Source organism: Amycolatopsis echigonensis (assembly GCF_002846615.1).
Classification (GTDB): Bacteria; Actinomycetota; Actinomycetes; order Mycobacteriales; family Pseudonocardiaceae; genus Amycolatopsis; species Amycolatopsis echigonensis.
Genome location: NZ_PJMY01000003.1, coordinates 4,032,425 through 4,048,603, shown reverse-complemented (window position 1 = coordinate 4,048,603; position 16,179 = coordinate 4,032,425). Strand labels below are relative to the sequence as shown.

General features: G+C 70.4%; 16 protein-coding genes and 1 pseudogene. 6 read left to right on the top strand and 11 right to left on the bottom strand.

The genetic code is table 11. From position 1 onward, the window contains the following. The gene (locus ATK30_RS24260; RefSeq protein WP_037367968.1) at positions 1-1,275 is read right to left on the bottom strand and encodes an IS110 family transposase; all 1,275 of its coding nucleotides are present in this window, start codon (positions 1,273-1,275) and stop codon (positions 1-3) included. A 191-nt stretch (positions 1,276-1,466) separates the two neighbouring features. On the opposite strand from ATK30_RS24260, the gene ATK30_RS24255 reads away from it, so the two are divergent. Further along, the gene (locus ATK30_RS24255; protein ID WP_101437556.1) at positions 1,467-3,917 is read left to right on the top strand and encodes a heavy metal translocating P-type ATPase; all 2,451 of its coding nucleotides are present in this window, start codon (positions 1,467-1,469) and stop codon (positions 3,915-3,917) included. 59 nt (positions 3,918-3,976) lie between these two features. Here the strand turns inward: ATK30_RS24255 and ATK30_RS45655 are convergent, their stop codons facing one another. The 5 genes from ATK30_RS45655 to ATK30_RS24225 all read right to left on the bottom strand — a co-directional run bounded on the left by ATK30_RS45655 (position 3,977) and on the right by ATK30_RS24225 (position 7,794). Continuing rightward, positions 3,977-4,738: a hypothetical protein gene (locus tag ATK30_RS45655; protein WP_013673465.1), complete on the bottom strand. Its 762-nt coding sequence runs from the start codon at positions 4,736-4,738 to the stop codon at positions 3,977-3,979. Positions 4,739-4,759: 21 nt separating this feature from the next. Then, complete coding sequence (locus ATK30_RS24240; protein WP_101437555.1) at positions 4,760-5,719, bottom strand: DUF302 domain-containing protein; 960 nt, start codon at positions 5,717-5,719, stop codon at positions 4,760-4,762. A 146-nt stretch (positions 5,720-5,865) separates the two neighbouring features. Further along, positions 5,866-6,591, bottom strand: coding sequence for a Crp/Fnr family transcriptional regulator (locus ATK30_RS24235; RefSeq protein ID WP_013673463.1), 726 nt, complete (start codon positions 6,589-6,591; stop codon positions 5,866-5,868). A 1-nt stretch (position 6,592) separates the two neighbouring features. Further along, entirely contained in the window at positions 6,593-7,123 is a 531-nt protein-coding gene (locus tag ATK30_RS24230; RefSeq protein ID WP_013673462.1) for a hypothetical protein, read from the bottom strand. A 92-nt stretch (positions 7,124-7,215) separates the two neighbouring features. Further along, the gene (locus tag ATK30_RS24225) at positions 7,216-7,794 is read right to left on the bottom strand and encodes a hypothetical protein (RefSeq protein ID WP_143271421.1); all 579 of its coding nucleotides are present in this window, start codon (positions 7,792-7,794) and stop codon (positions 7,216-7,218) included. A gap of 163 nt (positions 7,795-7,957) precedes the next feature. On the opposite strand from ATK30_RS24225, the gene ATK30_RS47320 reads away from it, so the two are divergent. Together ATK30_RS47320 and ATK30_RS24215 are read left to right on the top strand one after the other, a co-directional pair. Next, positions 7,958-8,158, top strand: a complete 201-nt coding sequence (locus tag ATK30_RS47320; protein ID WP_101437554.1) for an anti-sigma factor family protein — start codon at positions 7,958-7,960, stop codon at positions 8,156-8,158. Between the two features lie 99 nt (positions 8,159-8,257). Next, the gene (locus ATK30_RS24215; RefSeq protein ID WP_013673460.1) at positions 8,258-9,268 is read left to right on the top strand and encodes an inorganic phosphate transporter; all 1,011 of its coding nucleotides are present in this window, start codon (positions 8,258-8,260) and stop codon (positions 9,266-9,268) included. Here ATK30_RS24215 and ATK30_RS24210 read toward each other — a convergent pair. The 5 genes from ATK30_RS24210 to ATK30_RS24190 form a co-directional block, all read right to left on the bottom strand. After that, the gene (locus ATK30_RS24210) at positions 9,250-9,924 is read right to left on the bottom strand and encodes a CDP-alcohol phosphatidyltransferase family protein (RefSeq protein ID WP_041759350.1); all 675 of its coding nucleotides are present in this window, start codon (positions 9,922-9,924) and stop codon (positions 9,250-9,252) included. The two genes, ATK30_RS24215 and ATK30_RS24210, sit on opposite strands and share 19 nt — an antisense overlap. Next, positions 9,921-10,472, bottom strand: coding sequence for a carboxymuconolactone decarboxylase family protein (locus tag ATK30_RS24205; protein ID WP_013673458.1), 552 nt, complete (start codon positions 10,470-10,472; stop codon positions 9,921-9,923). The genes ATK30_RS24210 and ATK30_RS24205 overlap by 4 nt, the downstream gene beginning before the upstream one ends. Before the next feature lie 12 nt (positions 10,473-10,484). Then, positions 10,485-11,546, bottom strand: coding sequence for a nitrate/nitrite transporter NrtS (gene nrtS, locus ATK30_RS24200; protein WP_013673457.1), 1,062 nt, complete (start codon positions 11,544-11,546; stop codon positions 10,485-10,487). A gap of 92 nt (positions 11,547-11,638) precedes the next feature. Continuing rightward, complete coding sequence (locus ATK30_RS24195) at positions 11,639-12,994, bottom strand: dihydrolipoyl dehydrogenase family protein (protein WP_013673456.1); 1,356 nt, start codon at positions 12,992-12,994, stop codon at positions 11,639-11,641. A 14-nt stretch (positions 12,995-13,008) separates the two neighbouring features. Next, positions 13,009-13,746 carry a Crp/Fnr family transcriptional regulator gene (locus tag ATK30_RS24190; protein WP_013673455.1) on the bottom strand — a complete coding sequence of 246 codons (738 nt, stop codon included), beginning with the start codon at positions 13,744-13,746 and terminating at the stop codon, positions 13,009-13,011. Between the two features lie 138 nt (positions 13,747-13,884). Between ATK30_RS24190 and ATK30_RS24185 the strand changes: the two genes are divergently transcribed. From ATK30_RS24185 to ATK30_RS24175, 3 genes and pseudogenes are all read left to right on the top strand, one after another. Then, positions 13,885-14,232 (top strand): DUF427 domain-containing protein, encoded by a 348-nt coding sequence (locus tag ATK30_RS24185; RefSeq protein WP_013673454.1) that lies wholly within the window; start codon positions 13,885-13,887, stop codon positions 14,230-14,232. After that, positions 14,229-14,888 carry a glutaredoxin domain-containing protein gene (locus ATK30_RS24180; protein ID WP_013673453.1) on the top strand — a complete coding sequence of 220 codons (660 nt, stop codon included), beginning with the start codon at positions 14,229-14,231 and terminating at the stop codon, positions 14,886-14,888. Before ATK30_RS24185 ends, ATK30_RS24180 begins: the two co-directional genes overlap by 4 nt. 126 nt (positions 14,889-15,014) lie before the next feature. Further along, positions 15,015-16,091, top strand: a pseudogene (locus ATK30_RS24175) (multicopper oxidase domain-containing protein); the annotation flags it as partial. Positions 16,092-16,179 lie beyond the last annotated feature (88 nt).

The window sequence follows — 16,179 nt, the reverse complement described above, 5'->3', positions numbered from 1 at the left end:
TCAGGCCGCCGAGGGAGGCTGGTGGGCTTGCTGCCGGTTGCGAATGTGAATGGTCTCGTCGTAGCGGATGCGTTTGACCAGGCAGTGCCACAAGATTTCCAGCCATCGGTTCGCCAAAGCGCGCAGGGCCGAGTGATGGCTCTTCCCGGCGGCGATTTTCCCGTCGTAGAACTCCCGCGCCCATGCGCTGCGGGAGAGGCTGCAAAAGGCCCACTGATGCACGGCTGCGCCCAGGTAGTGGTTGTGCGCCAGACGACGGGCGACGACGAACTCGCTCCGGCCGGAGCGGCGGGTGACCGGGGCGGTTCCGCCGTAGCATTGCAGCCCGTTCGGTGTGGCGAACTGGGTGATGTCGTCTCCGATTTCTCCGGCTATCCGGGCGGCGAGCCGGTCCCCGAGTCCGGGGAAACTCAGGTAGATGTCACCGCCCGGGACCGCTTTTCCCGGATCGGGTTCCTTCGCCTGTGTTGCGTGGCCGCGGCGGGCCGTTCCGAGCAGCAGTTCGGCCATGCGGCGTTCCCAGGCCCGTCGTTGGTCGCGGATGGCCAGCAGCTGGGTCGCGGTCAGCGCGATCGTGCCGGTTTTCGCGCGCGCCAGGTAGTCTTTCACCGGCAGCCGGTCGGCGGCGAGGGCGTCGGCGACGCGGGCGGCGAACCGGTCGGGCCAGCCGTGGCTGGCGGCGCGGGCGAACGCGGCGATGTCGTGCGGGTCGGCCGCAGCGAGCTCGTCGTGGCCGGGCCAGCGGCTCAGCAGCTTGAGCATGACCGGCGAACCGAGGTTGCCGCCGGCGATGGCCAGCGCGGCAGGGAAGGTTGCCAGCAGGTCCGCGCGCAGCCGGTTGAGCAGCCGGCGCTCGTCGCGGGCGGCGCGTTCGTCGTCCCGGGCGATCGTGCGCAATTCTCCCGCCAGCTCGCCGTGCGGGATCAGTTTCCGCAATTCCAGAAACTGGTCCAATGCCAGCAGGCAGCAGATCCTGGCGTCTTCGGCGTCGTCTTTCTTTTTAGCCGGCCCGCGGCGGCGGGCCACCACGTCCGGATTGACCGGAAGAACAGTGAAACCGGCGTCGGCCAGCGTTTCCACCAACAGGCCGTGTCGGGTTTCCAGCACGACCCGCACGTCGGCCGGGTCGGTTTCCAGCTCCAGGCAACGGGCCACAAGCCGGTTGACTCCCGCTGCGGTGTGGTCGATACGGAATTGTTCGATCACCCCTTCTCCGGGGCGACCCAAGGCCACGTCGTGAAACGATTCCGCCCAGTCGATGCCTGCTCCAAGCAAATGCTCCGACTCCCTTCGCGTCCAGCAACGAAAAAACTGGAACCGGAGGCCGCGCGTCGTGCTGATAAACCAGTCCTCATCGGGACGACACCCTCCAAGACGACAAGCCTCCGGCTACAACCCCCGAGGACGCTGTCTCATTTCAGTCCTCGCAGGACAAGCACCAGAAGCGTTCCCCGGAGGTCCCAGCCATGAAAGAAGGTACCGCTATCAGCACCGGCACGCACGCGCCCGCCGAGGCGTGGGCAAGCGAGCCGTCGACCGAGCCGGGGCACGCCCGCATCCGGGCGCGGATCGCGGGGCTGCACTGCTCGCTGTGTACCGGCACGATCGACAAGGCCCTTGGCCGGCTCGACGGGGTCGGCCAGGTCGCGGTGAGCCTGACCCACGAACAGGTCCTGGTCGACTACCAGCCCACCGTGATCGCGCCGGAGCGGATCCTGTCCACGCTGCGTGACATCGGTTACGAGCTGTACGACCCGCGCAAGCTGCGCCCGTTCGAGGAGGAAGAAGCGGCCCTGGTCCGCGAAGGGCTCCGGCTGCTGGGCGCGATCACTGCCGCGCTCGCGGCGATCGGGTTGATCGCCACCGTGGTCGGTGTGTGGTCGGTGCTGGTCCCGATGTCGGTGGCCGTGGTGATGGTGCCGGTCGCCGTCGCGATCCTGCGCCCCGCCGGGCTCGGCACGGCGGTGGCGGGCGCGGCGGGAATCGTGGCCCCTGGCGTGGTGGCACTCGTGCTCCGCGGGGCCGGGGTGGTGCGTGAGTCGCTGATCGGCTGGCTGGCCGGAGTGCTGGCGGTGATCGTGGTGGCCGGGGTGGCGCACCATATCGTGCGGATGGCCTACCAGGCGCTGCGGCGCGGGATTCTCAACCAGCACGTGCTGCTGGAGATCGGGGCGTTTGCCGGGCTGGCCGGCGGGATCATCGGGTTGACCGGGGCGTTTCCCGGCTACCCGACGGCGGCGTTCTTCGCCGTGTCCGTGCTCGTGGCCACTTACCACATCTTCTCCGAATGGCTGTCGCTGCTGGTGAAGACCCGCTCCAGCCAGGCGGTCAAGAAACTGCTGGACCTGCAACCCGACCTGGCCCGCGTCGTGCGCGACGGGACCGAGGCCGAGATTCCGGTCGAGCAGGTCGTCGTGGGCGACGTCGTCCGGATCCGGCCTGGGGAACGGATTCCGGTCGACGGGCGGGTCAACGAGGGATCATCCACAGTGGACATGTCGGTGGTCACCGGCGAACCCGTGCCGCAAGAGAAGGGACCCGGCGACGCGGTGGTGTCCGGGTCGCTCAACGGGAACGGCAGCCTGCTCGTGCGAACCACGGCCGCCGCCTCGGAGAGCTTCCTGGCGCAGGTGGTCCGCCACGTCGAGGACGCCCGCGCTCTCAAACCCGGAATCCTGCACCTGGTGGACCGGATCCTGCGCGTCTACACCCCCACCGTCCTGGGCATCTCGGCACTGTCGCTGTTCGGCTGGCTGCTCGGGTCCGCCGCGATCACCGGCGAGGTGAACGTGCAGCGGGCGGTGTTCGCCGCGCTGACCGTGCTCGTGATGGGCTACCCCTGCGCGGTCGGGATCGCCGCCCCGCTGGCCATCGTCCGCGGCGCCGGCGCGGCCGCCGACGCCGGCATCATCATGCGCACCGGCGAGGCGTTCCAGACCTTCCGCACCGTCACCCGCGTGCTGCTGGACAAGACCGGCACCCTGACCACGGGCCGCCCGGTGGTCAGCGAACTGTGCCCGGCGCACGGCGTGGCCGCCGAAGAGTTGCTCGCGGTGGCCGCCGCGGCCGAAACCCACTCCGAGCATCCCCTCGCCCGCGCCATCCGCGACGCGTCCAGGCACCAGCGGCTGGAGCTTCCGGCCGTGACGGATTTCCAGGCCACCACGGGATTCGGGGTCACCGCCACGGTGGACGATCACCGCGTGCTGGTGGGGCGGCCCGCGTTCCTCACCGCCAACGGCCTCGACCTTTCCCCAGTGGGGGACACCATCGCGCGCCTGGAAGACGACGGGCACACCGTCGTCGTGGTCGTCCGGGACCACCATCCCCTCGGTGTGTTCGCCTTGGCCGACGCCCTCCGGCCTGAAGCCGCTCAGGTCGTGGCCGCGCTCCGCGATGCGGGCGTGATCCCCGTACTGGTCACCGGTGACAACCCGCGCGCCGCCGGGCACATCGCCCGGCAGGCGGGTATCGACGAGGTGCACGCGCAGGTGCTGCCCGAAGACAAGGCCGATCTGGTCGGCCGGTTGCAGGCGGCCGGGCACACCGTCGCGATGGTCGGGGACGGCATCAACGATGCACCCGCGCTGATGCGCGCCGACGTGGGTGTGGCCGTCGGCAGTGGCACCGACATCGCCACCGAGTCCGCCGACATCATCCTCGTCCGCGACGACCTCACGCTCATGCTCACCGCACGCGAGATCAGCCGCCGCTCCTACCGCCGCGTCAAACAGAACGTCGCACTGGCGTTCACCTTCAACGGCGTCGGCATTCCGCTGGCCGCGACGGGGCTGGTGCACCCGGTGTGGGCGATGGTGGCCATGGCCGCCTCGGTCACCAGTCTGTTCGTCAACTCCCTCGGCGGCCGCCCGAGCCTGCTCGTCCACGCCATCGGCAGCGTCGGCCGCAGCAGGTGAACGGTCCAACCCGGGTGGCTGGCCGCACCACAGCTGCGGCCAGGCCACCCGGCGTCGCTTTACTTCCGGTGCCGGGTGGCCGCAGTGCCCTCCCGTCCCATGACCGTGCGCCCGAGACGCAGCACCGCTGTCCACAGTGGAGTGACGCCGGAGCCGAACCGGTGCACCAGCAGGCCCAGGAGGGCACCGAACACCAGGTGTGCCAGGTACACGGTGGTCTGGAACTCGCCGACACCGACGGTCGAGAAGATCCCGCCGATCCCCAACGAGCGCGGCACCGGGCCGGTCACGAATCCGAAACCCAGCGCCAAGCCGTAGACGGCACCGATCACCGCCGCCACCCAAGCGCCGCGCCTAGCCGGGAATCCGCCGACGACCAAGGCGAAGATCACTCCGAACATGGCGCCGTTCCAGAAGTGATCGGCGTAGCCGATGATCGTGGCGGCGGTGTCGGGGCCGAGCATGATCCGTCCGGTGGCCTTGACACCCATCAGGGTCGGCAGGTCACCGGGCATCGAATCGAACACCCGGAACCCGGTGATCCGCACCGCCTCCAAGCCGACCGTCGCGACCACACCCGCCGCCGCGCCGAGACCGATCCCGCGGACCAAGCGCTGCCATCGCAGTGCCGCCGCGACAACGACCACCAGGATGAGCAGCCCTGCCGCAGGTGCCCCGACGTAGAGCAGCAGATCCTGGAACTGCCAGCGTTCGGTGGCCGACAGCGCGAACAGCTCCGCTCCCGCGGCCGCCGCGGCCAGCAATGCCAGGGCGGTCGCGGCCAGCTCGCCGAACTGGTTCCACGGTGATGCGCGGTCCATCAGGTTCCCCACTTCGGCCGGTTACTTGACCGCGTTGGCGAGCATCGTCATGGCCTGGGACATCTTCTGCCCGCCGTCGGCGAGCTTCGGGTTCACTGCCTGGAACAGGGCGTTGGGGTCGAAGTAGCTGACGTGGGCCTTGCCGTCGTTGTCGGCCCAGACGAGAATGCGCAGCGGGATCACCGCGCCGATGGCGGGAGCTTGCTGGAAGAACATCTTGCCCACGCTGGGGTTGCCCGCGAAGAACGTGTGCGCGCCCTTCAGTTGCAGCCCGGTCGCCTTCAGCGCCCCGGCCTGGTCCAGATCGCCGAGGATCATCATGCCGTTGGCCGACACCGCCTGCTTGAGCGCGTTCACCGTGTCGTCGAAACTGCCCTTGGCGTCGACGGTGACGAACTTGGCGTCCTGTGCGGTGCCGGGCTGGCCGGTGCCGCCCGTTGCGGCCTTGGCGATCATCGCCGCGGCGTCGGACATCTTCTGCCCGCCGTCGGCCAGCTTCGGGTCGACCGCCTGGAACAGCGGCTTCGGGTCGAAGTAGCTGATGTTCGTCTTGCCCGTGTCGTCAGCCCACACGTGCATCTGCAGCGGGATCACCGCGCCGATGGCGGGCGTCTGCTGGAAGAACATCTTGCCGGCGGCCGGGTTGCCGACGAAGAAGCTGTGTGCGCCCTTGAGCTGCAGACCGGTCGTCTTCAGCGCGCCGGCCTGGTCCATGTCGCCGAGGATCATCATGCCGTTGGCCGACACCGCCTGTTTCAGACCATCCACAGTGGACTGAAAGTCCTTGCCCGAGGCCACCGTGATCAGGCTGGTCTGCGCGGCTTGCGGGTTCTGCACCGGGGCGGACGAGGCTGCCGGGGCCGAGGTCGGCTGCGATCCGCTGCCGGTGTTGCCGCCGCCGCAGGCGGTGGCGCCCACGGACAGGGCGACCGCCGCGGCGGTTATGCCGAGCAGCCGGGAACGACGTCCCATAGTCGTCATACGCAAGATAGTGAGCTCCTCATGCCAAGATGTGGTTTGTCTCGACGGTGCCTGCGGGGCGCGGTCGAGCGGGGTGCACGGGCGCACGCCGAGTTCGGAACCCGCTGGCTGGTGCCGGACATTCCCTTTTCCCGCAGGTTTCTGGCTCAATCGTGTGCTGCGCGACGCAGGCCGTCGATGTCGAGCAACCGCACCTGCCGGTAGTGGAGGCTGATCAGCCGCCTGCGTTCGAAGTCGCGCAGTACCCGGTTCAGCGACGGGCGCGGGATGCCCAGCATGGCGGCGAGGGTTGCCTGCGGCAGGGCGACGACACCGTCGCGTGCCTCGCTGAGCAGGTGCCGGGCGACCCGTTGCGGCAGCGCGCCGTCGACCAATCGCAGCAAGCGGGCCTGGCTGTCGAAGAAGCGGCGCGCGCAGCTGATCAGCCACACCCGGGCCAACACCGGCCGATCCGAAACCAGGCGCCGGAAGTCCTCGGCCGCGATCCACAGGCAGGTGGTCGTGGTCGCCGCGCGCGGGCGATACGGCGGATCTCGGTCGAGCAGCAGCGGGATGTCGCCGAACACGTCGCCCTGGCGCAGCACCTGTGCGACCCGCCGGTGCGGGCCCTCGCCGATCATCAGCTCGATCGCCCCGCTGCGGATCACCGACACCCCGTCGGGCCGGTCGCCGGATGCGAACGCGTCCGCACCCGCCGGGAGGATGCGGACCGCGAGGTGCGCGGCCAGCTCGGCCACGTCGCCGTCGGGTACGTCGACGGCCGTATCCCCGGTCAGGCACTGGATCAGCCACCGGGCGGCCCGTGGGGTGATCGGGATGTTCCGTGCCGTCCGGCAGGTCTTGGGTCCGGGACCGGCCGGGTCGCGGAACACGTTACGACCGCGCTGAGCGGGCCTGGCGTGGTCGCCACAGTAGCAGGAAGAGTGCGACGAGCACGCCGTAGACGAGGTGGTTGAGGACCTGGAAGGGCTGGTTGAGCCGGGTGAACACGGCGAAGACCGCGCTGCCCAGCGCCACGAAGTTCACCACGTACAGCGCCAGGCCGTAGCCGGCGCCGATGAGAACCGCGGTGGCGTCGGTCCGCGCCCGGCGCAGCAGCCACGCCAGGACCATCCCGAACGCGGCGGACAGCATGAGGTGGACGACCGCGCCCAGGAGCGGGCTGGCCGTGCCGGCACCGATGGCGTGCTGGCCTTGCACGATGCTCGCGATGGCCAGCAACGGGATCTTCACCGGCATGCCCTGGCTGACGACCAGCCACATGGTCATCGCCGCGAACAGCATGCCGGCCGCCATACCCGCGACCGCGCCGCGCGCGAGTGTCGCGACGAGGAGCCGCCGGTCGGCACGAGCTGGGCGGCGCGCCAGATCGCTATCGGGTGACGCCGCGGGCGAGGTGGTCATCATGCCTCTCTTTCGACTTCGGGAACCGGGGTGCGGTCCGGGCAGCCGGAGGGGGCATCCGGCATGCCCGGACCACAAATCGGACAGCAGGGTCAGGATTCGACGGTCACGTCCGCGGAGAACGTGCGGTACGGGGTGGACTGCTCGGTGGCATCGATCCGGTAGGTGCCGTCGATACACGTCGTGCCGGTCGCACCGAAGTTGAAGTCGCCCGACAGGTCGGTGCGTGCCGTCGCGCCGTTGAGGCTGTTGCCGCCGACGCAGGCCGCATTCAGTCCGGCGCTGCTGAGCGTGACATGCATCAGCGGCGGCAGGTCACGCCCTTCGATGACGAACGACACGTTGCCGTTGCGGTCGGCCCCGGTGGCGTACACCGTTACCGAGCTCGAACCGTCGTAGTCACTGCCGTGGTGGCGGTAGTGCCGGGGATTCCGATCGATTGCCCCGTTGTGCGTCGAACCACCGAGCAGATCGCCGATGATGGGGATGTTGAGCTGGTTGTGCGCCGGAGCCGCTGATGCCGGCAGCGCCACGGCCAGTGGGGCGAGCACCCCGGCCGCTGCCGCGGCAAGCAAACCCATACGTCGCATATCTTTCTCCTGTTCTCGGACTGTTCCCGCGAGCGGCGGCATCCATGTGTCCACGCCGGGCGCGAGATGATCGGCCAGCACGCTGTGAAGCTGCGAGGCGCGAACTGGCACGACGGAAACTCGGTAAGATCTCGCGGACCTTCCGATCCGGATCGGCTTTTTTCCGCGAACCGGCTGCAACTGTCACAACCGTGACAGACCGAGCAGGCGGGAATTCGGCCCGGCTGTCACCGGGTTCCCCGACATGGGTTGGCGGCATCGGCAGTTGCGCAGAGCGGTAGGGGCCTATGTGGATGATGAGCTTGCCGTCCGTGATCGGCTATGGGTGGTGGCGCATCTGCGGGCGTGCCCCGGCTGTCGTGAACTCGCCGCAGCCTTGCGCGGGATCAAGGAAGCTCTGCGTGGCATCCCGGGCACGTCGAGGCGATCCGTCAGCGACGCGTGAGTGACGTCTGGAGATTGTCAGCGCGCCGACACAACTCCTTCCCCGATCGCGGGTATGCCGCTGGAATGCCCGGATCGGTTCCGGGAATGAGGAGGACCAGTGACGGTGGCGATCCTGGTGGGCGTACTGCTGCTGGCCGGCACCAACGGCGCCAACGACGTGTCCAAGGGCGTGGCCACGCTAGCTGGTTCCGGTGTGACGCGCTACCGGACGGCGGTTGCCTGGGGAGCTCTGACCACGCTGCTCGGTTCCCTCGCCGCAGTATGGCTCGGGACCAGCATGCTCACGTTGTTCTCGTCGGGCATCGTCGCCGCGGCACCGACTCCGGAGTTCGCTCTCGCGGTCCTGGCCGGAGTGAGTGTCTGGGTGGCTGCGGCGACCCTGTTGCGGTTGCCGGTCTCCACCACGCACGCGATCGTCGGCGCGCTGATCGGCGCCGGCCTGCTGCTGGACTCGAAACAGGTGCGGTGGTCGGCCCTGCTGACCAAGGTGGCGATTCCGCTCCTGGCCAGCGCGGCTGCGGCGTTCGCGATCTCGGCAGGCGTTGCCGTAGTCGCACGCCGGATCGACGCCGGTGCCCGGACCCGGCCTGCGGCCGCGGCGCGCCTCTACGGCGGAGTCCCGTTCGTCCCGGTAACCAGAGTTCCGCCGGCCATCCTGACGAGCCTGCACTGGTTGTCGGCCGGGGCGGTCAGCGCGGCGCGGGGTCTCAACGACACGCCGAAGCTGGTCGCGGTCGGTGCGTTCGCTCTCGTGCCGGCGGGGATGTCGATCGCTGGGGTCACTTACCTTGTGGCGGCGGCGATGTGCGCCGGCGCCGTGATCGTTGGGATTCCTGTAGCCCGCCGGCTCGGCGAAGGCGTCGTCTCGCTGCGTCACACAGAGGGGCTTCGCGCGAACCTCGTCACCGCCCTTCTGGTCGGCATGGGCGGCGCCGCGGGACTGCCGATGTCCACCACGCACGTATCCACCGGCGCGATCGCCGGGACCTCGGGCACCGAGCTGACTCGGCTCAACACGCGCACACTCCGTGACTTCGCCGTCGCGTGGACCGTGACCCCGTTCGTCGCCGCACTGGTCGCTGCCGGGGTCTACCTGCTGCTGCGGTAGCCACGTGTCCGGCGAAGGAGGGCGCGGGCGGCGAGCACGGCCTGCATCGCCGCGGCCGGCCGGACGACGACGGGCCGTGGCGCGTCCACCATCCGGCCGCGTCCGAAGCTCGCTGTGGTGACCGCGACGACCGGAGCGACCCAGGCCGCCAGCGCGGCGATGCGGACCCGGCAGCTGGGTTCGTGGCGCAGGGCGAACCAGGCCCAGAAGGCCGCGTCGGCCAGCGAGTCCGCGGCAGCCCCGAACCGGGACGTGGTACCGAGCCTGCGGGCGAGGTGGCCGTCGGCGACATCACTGGCGAGGGCGACAACGGGGACGGCCCACCCGTCGGTGATCGCGGGCAGGTTGGCGCGGGTCAAGGTGACGATGTCGGCCGCACCGAGGGAGCGGCGGTCTTCCAGCATGCCCAGGTGGGTGGCCGCCAGCACCCAGCTCGCCATCGTCCACACAGGACGCTTCCCGCGGCCGGCCGCGGCGAAGACGAGGTGCAGCAGGGTGATCTCGCCCAGCGCACGTGGCCGCATCCGGGCCTGGTGGATCGAGCGCCGAACGGTGTCGAGGAGGAATCTGGTCCAGGCTCGCGGCCGCCATCGTCCGTGCCGCAACCCGTCCAGGAGCGCGTTGGTGGCTGCGCGGCTGTCCGGTTCGGTCGTCACCGGTCGTCGCCGAGCATTGTCTTGAGGCCCGCGTATCCGCCGTCGGCCAGCCGCCGCGCCGAGCGTGTGAAGTAGTCCGGGCCCGCCGTGATGCCGAGCCCGTCGACCAAGCGGTTCATGAGGTTGAACAGCGCGCATACCGAGACCGCGTCGTGCAGGGCACGCTCGTCCCAGCCTGCGGCGAATACCGCGTCGGCGTCGGCCTCGGCCATCCGGTTCGGGGTGCGGGTGAGCCTCCCGACGTAAGACAGGAGCGGTTTGAGCCGCTCGTCGACCGGCGCGGTGTCGACATCGGTGAGCAGTGCGCTGAGCGTGTTTTCGGGGATGCCGAACGCGGCCGCGGTGGCCGTGTGGACGCCGTGGCAATAGCCGCAGGAATTGAGGCCGGAGACGTAGGCGGCGATGAGCTCGCGTTCGGCCACGCTCACCGGGGATGGCCCCCGCAGCAGCGCCTCGTGATAGTCGAGCAGCGGTCCCGCGGTGTCCGGATACGCCCGGAACACGTCGAGCAGGACCGCGTCGGTAGGCAGCGACGGCAAGTACGACAACCGGTTCTCCTCTCACCCCGCGACGGGCAGGTGGGCGACGACGCGGCGCAGCGGAAACGGCAGCCACCGGCCCGGCAGCGCCCAGGACGCCAGCGCGGCGCGCGCGGCCTCGACCCGGTCGGGCGCGATGTCGGGAAGGTACAGCCCGTCGAGGAGCAGAGCCGCCGCGTGCGGATCGCCGATCTCGCGCCGGAACACGCGGCGTTCGCTGGTGTCGACGATGAACCCGTGCGCGCGCAGGATCTTCGGCAGCGCGTCGCGGGCGTCGGGGTTGGGCCAGGGCTGGGAGCGGATGCCCAGGGCCCGCATCACCCGCCACCAGCCGAGGAGTCCGCGCCCGAACCACATCCGGGACGGGACCAGCGCCACCAGCGTCCCGCCCGGCCGCAGCACCCGCTTCACCTCGGCCAGCACCGCATCGAGCGGGGTCAGCACCTGCAAGCACATGGCCGCGCACACCGCACCGACGGCGTTCTCTCCAATCGGCAGCCGCTCGACGCGGCCGCGAACCACCGGGCCGCGACCGGCGGCCATCGCGAGCGCCAGCTCCCCGGCGGAGAAGTCGACGCCGAGCCACCGCGCGTCCGGAAGCAGCTCACGGGTGGGCGCTGAGCCGCAGGCGAGGTCGAGGATCACCGCATGCCGGCCGGGCAGCGGTTCGAGCAGCCACTCGTAGGGCTGCTCCGCTCGCCGATCCGTGGCCTGCTCCAGGAGCAGTTCGGTGATGCCGGGCCGGGCGTCGTGGTAGCGGGCCAGGTAACGGGGCCAGGGCGTGGCGTCCGCTGAGGTCCGGCGTCCAGCGAGGTAGCCCACGCTGGCGACGATGAACGGCACCGCGTAGTTCACCGCCACCCGAACCCACGTGCTCGTGGTTCCCGTGTCGGCGACGATCGTCGTGCCCTGGTTGACCAGCGACAGCACGGTGCCGACCACGAGCGCCACCGGAAACGCCGTGCGTGCCGTCCGGCCGCGCACCACCAGCAGCGCCGCCTCGCGCGGCCGCGTCCACGAACACCGCGGGCACATCTGCCTGCCGGTGTGCCGGCAGACCTCGCCAGCCACGTCGACCGCCACCTCGTCACCTCACAACCGTGGACCCAGGAAGCTAACCGCGGCCCTCGCCCGGCGGCAGGGAGAGTGTCAGCGAGCGGACACCACCGTGACGATCAGAACAGCCGGGACAGGGCGTCTTCGATGGCGCGGTGGAAGGTCGGGTAGGCGTAGATCATCTGCTTGAGCCGGTCGACCGGCACTTCGGCGTGCACGGCCACGGCGAGCGCGGAGAGCACTTCGCCGCCGTGCGGGCCGACCGAGGTTGCGCCGATCAGGACGCCGCGGTTCGCGTCTTGGACGAGTTTGATCACGCCGTCGTTGCCAGCCTGGTGGATCCAGCCGCGGGCGGAGCTGGGCACCTCGGTGGTGGCGGTGAGGACGTCGATGCCCCGCTCGCGAGCCTGGGCCTCGGTGAGCCCGACCGCTCCGACCTCGGGATCGGTGAAGGTCACCCGCGGCACGGCGTGGTACTCGGCGCCGGGGCCGTCCTCGCCGAGGATGTGGCGGGCGGCGACCGCGGCCTGATACATCGAGACGTGGGTGAACGCGCCCTTGCCGGTGATGTCCCCGATCGCGTAAACGCCGTCGGCGATGCGCAGGTACTCGTCGGGTTCGACGAACTGGCGGTCGGTGTCCAGCCCGATCGACGCGAGGCCGAGCCCGGCGAGGTCGGTGGCGCGGCCGGTGGCCACCAGCAGTCGTTCGGCCTTCAGTTCGCCGTCGGGGATGCGGACGGTGAAGCCGGTGCCGTCGTGGGATACCGCCTGGGCGGGGGCGCCGGTGTGCAGCGCGAGTTCTTCGGCGGTGAGGACGTCGGTGAGGACCTGGCTGGCTTCGGGTTCTTCGAGGGGCAGGATCTTCTCGGCCACCTCGACCACGCTCACCTGCGTGCCGAACCGGGCGAAGGCCTGGGCGAGTTCGAGGCCGATCGCGCCGCCGCCGAGCACGATCAGCGACTCCGGTGCGGTCTCGGCCGCGACGGCGTCGCGGTTGGTCCAGAACGGCGTCGCGGCCAGCCCGGGAATCGGTGGGACGGCCGGGTCGGTGCCGGTGTTGAGCACGATCGCGCGGGTCGCGGTGAACTCCTCGTCCCCGATTCGCACCGTCTGCGGGCCGGTGATCCGGCCGTGGCCCCGGATGAACCGGCCGCCTTTGCCGGTGAAGCGGTCCACGGCGACCTGGTCGTTCCAGTTGTCGGTGGCCTCGTCCCTGGTCCGCGCCGCCACCGGCGCGAAGTCGGGTCGGATATCGGCCTGCCCGGCCAGGGCCGGCACCCGCCGGGCCTCGGCGAGGCTGTTGGCGGCGCGGATCATCATCTTGCTCGGAATGCAGCCGTAGTAAGGGCATTCGCCGCCGACGAGGCGGGCGTCGGCGCCCACCACGGCCAGGCCGGCCTCGGCGAGCTGGCCGGCCAGCGCTTCGCCACCTGGGCCCATGCCGATTACGACCACGTCGACGGTGTTGGACATCGCGGTTTCGTCTCCTATCCGGCTGTGGTGAGCAGTTTGGCCGGGTCGCGCAGGCCGATGGCGGCGTAGCGCACCTCGATCAAGCCGGCTCGTTCGAATTCCTTGAGGATCTTGTTCAGGGACGGGCGCTGCACACCGAGCATGGCGGCCAGCGTGCGCTGCGGCAGCGGAACCTCGCCGTCGACCGCTTCGTCCAGCAGCAACCGAGCGACCTGCTCGGTCAGCGACCGCCCCAGCAACCCGACGATGCGGCTCTGGCTGGTCGCCAGCCGCTGCGCGACGCTGGAGAGCCATCGCCGGGCGATCTGCGGGTGCTCGGCCAGCAGCTTCTCGAACGCGGCCGCGTCCAGCGACAGGACGGTCACCTCGTCCAGCGCCCGTGCGGTGTAGGTCAGCGGCATGTCGAGCAGGTGCTGGATGTCGCCGTCGACGTCACCGGGCTGCAGCACGTACACGACGGACCGGCGCCGCCCGGCACCCACCGACAGCTCGACCCGGCCACGCTGCACGATCCACACCCCGTCCGCGGCGTCGCCGCCGCGAAAGAGGACCGCGCCACGCTCGTAGGTCCGGGTGCGCAGGGTCGCGGCGAGCGCGTCCACGTCGGCGCGGCCCAGCGGCGCCGCCTCGCCCCGGCCGACGCAGCGGGCCACCCACGCGGCCTGCCGGATCGCCAGGTCGGCCGCGGGACCGGTGCCCAGCAGCCGCATCGTCTGCTCCATCGCCGCGGCCGGCAGCTTCGACAACGCCATACATGCAGCGTGGCAGCGTCTCGCCGGGAATGCTCGTCCGATCACCGTCGAGTGTCAGCGAGGTGACACACTTCGATACGTGTCAGCGTGCTGACAGTCCAGCTGCCCGCTTCCCGGCGGCAGTGGTGGTATGGAGTCATGTTGCGTGCCGTGTGGAACGGGATCGTGCTGGCCGAAGCGCCACGCACGGTCCGCGTCGAAGGAAACCACTACTTCCCGCCGGACTCGGTGCACACCGAGTACTTCGCCGAGAGCCGGACCAAGACGCTCTGCCCGTGGAAAGGCCTCGCGAGCTACTACAATCTCACCTCCGACCGCGGTAGCGAGCTGGACGTGGCGTGGTACTACCCGCATCCCAGTCCGCTGGCCCGGCGGATCAAGAACCACGTCGCGTTCTATCCCGCGGTGCGGATCGAGGGCGAACCCGAACCGCGGCCCGACGGCAGCTTCTGGAGCCGCCTGTTCGGGCGTTCCACGGCGTCATGAGCGCGGACCCCGCGGCCACGGTGTACTGGCGGCCCGGCTGCCCGTACTGCTCGCGGCTGCTCGGCGACCTGGACCGGATCGGCCTGCCCGTCACCAAGGTCAACATCTGGGCGGACCGGGCCGCGGCGGCGCGGGTGCGGGCGGTCGCGGGCGGCAACGAGACCGTGCCCACCGTGGTGGTCGGCGACACCGCGATGGTCAATCCGCGCGCCGGAGCGGTCCTCGACGCCGTCCGAGCCCATGCGCCGGATGTTCTCGCCGATCTCGACGTCGACGGCATGACGGCGCGCGCCGCAGGTCCGTGGCAGGCGGGCCTGGCCGTGACCCTGCTGGCAGCCGCCGGCTGGTTCGCCCTCGCCACCGCCAATCCGACGACCAGCTATCACCTGGCGCCGGCCGTGGTCGCGGCGGCCTGGCCGATCGCCCGGCGACTGCGAGCCGGACGGCCGCTGCCGATCGGCGCAGCAGCCCTCACCGCCTTCGGCGGTGCACTGATCGCTGTCGCGGTCACGCTGCTGCTGTCCGCGCGGGACGCACTGGCCGGTCCCATTCTGTTCGGCGTCCCGCCGCTGACCGAGGCGTTGCTCAGCGTCGCGCTCGGCTTCGTCGTGGGTACGGTCCTCTCGCTAGTCGGTCGCCGAAAGAAGGCCGGTTGACTCTCACCCGATCCGGGGGAGGTGATCACCCAGTACGGGGGTTTTGTGGTCCCGGTGGAGTGCTGACGCCCCGGTGAGCGGGTTTCGTCGACATCGCCAGACGAGGGTGGATGTCGGAGGAACTCGATGGACCGCAGGGCGTTTCTGACCCGACTGACCGCGGCGGCACTGGGCGGCGTCCTGCTGCCCCGCTCCGCGATGGCGCCCGCGGCGGATGCCGATGGCGACCGGTTGCGCGACCTGCCGGAGGTCCGCAGCGCGGGCGGGTTGCTGGACTATCGGCTGGACATGGCCGCGACCCAGGTGCACGTCCGGGACCGGGTGCTGACGCTGGACACCTACAACGGCGGACTGCCCGGCCCGATCCTGCGCGTCCGCCCCGGTGACCGGATGCGGCTGCTGCTGCGCAACCGGATGCGGCCGATGGGCATCCCGCTCAACAAGCTGCCCCCGCTGTGCGCGGCACACCCCGGCGACACCGCCGGCACCACCGGCCACCCGCACGGCACGCTCGACTGCGTCCCCTCCGCCGCCGGGAACATGCTGCGCGGTCACACCCTGCCGCAGACCATGATCGCCACCAACATCCACACCCACGGCCTGCAGGTCTCCCCGGAAGGCGTGGCGGACAACGTGTTCGTCCGGGTCGACCCGCTCGGCTCCCACCAGTACTCCTACGACATCCCCGCCGACCACCCCGCCGGGATGCACTGGTACCACCCGCACTTCCACGGCTCCACCAGCCACCAAGGGTGGGCCGGGCTGTCCGGCCCGATCATCGTCGAAGGCGACATCGACCAGGTACCCGAGATCGCCGAGATGCGCGAGCGGGTCCTGGTCGCCAACGAACTGTGGATCGGCGACGACAACGGCGAGGTCCCCACCACACTGGTGATCCCCACCGGCGGCCCAGTCCCGTTCAACGGCATTCCCGCGATCCCGTCCAGCATGTACTTCACCATCAACGGCCAACTGCTGCCCGAGATCACCATCCGGCCCGGCGAAACCCAGCGCTGGCGCTTCCTCAACGCCAGCCCGCACCGTGCGCTCTGGCTGCACATCGACGAGCACGACCTGCACCAGATCGGCCAGGACGGCATCCCCTTCGCCACTCCGCGCCGCCGTCCGAACCTCATGCTCACCTCGGGCAACCGCGCTGAGTTCATCGTCCATGGTGGACAGCCGGGCCGGTATCGGGTCTACGCGCAGCGCTACGACCAGGGCCACCCTGGCGGGCCCGTCCCTACGTCCAGCTCGCCACCCTCATCGTCACCGGCCCGCCAGCTACTGG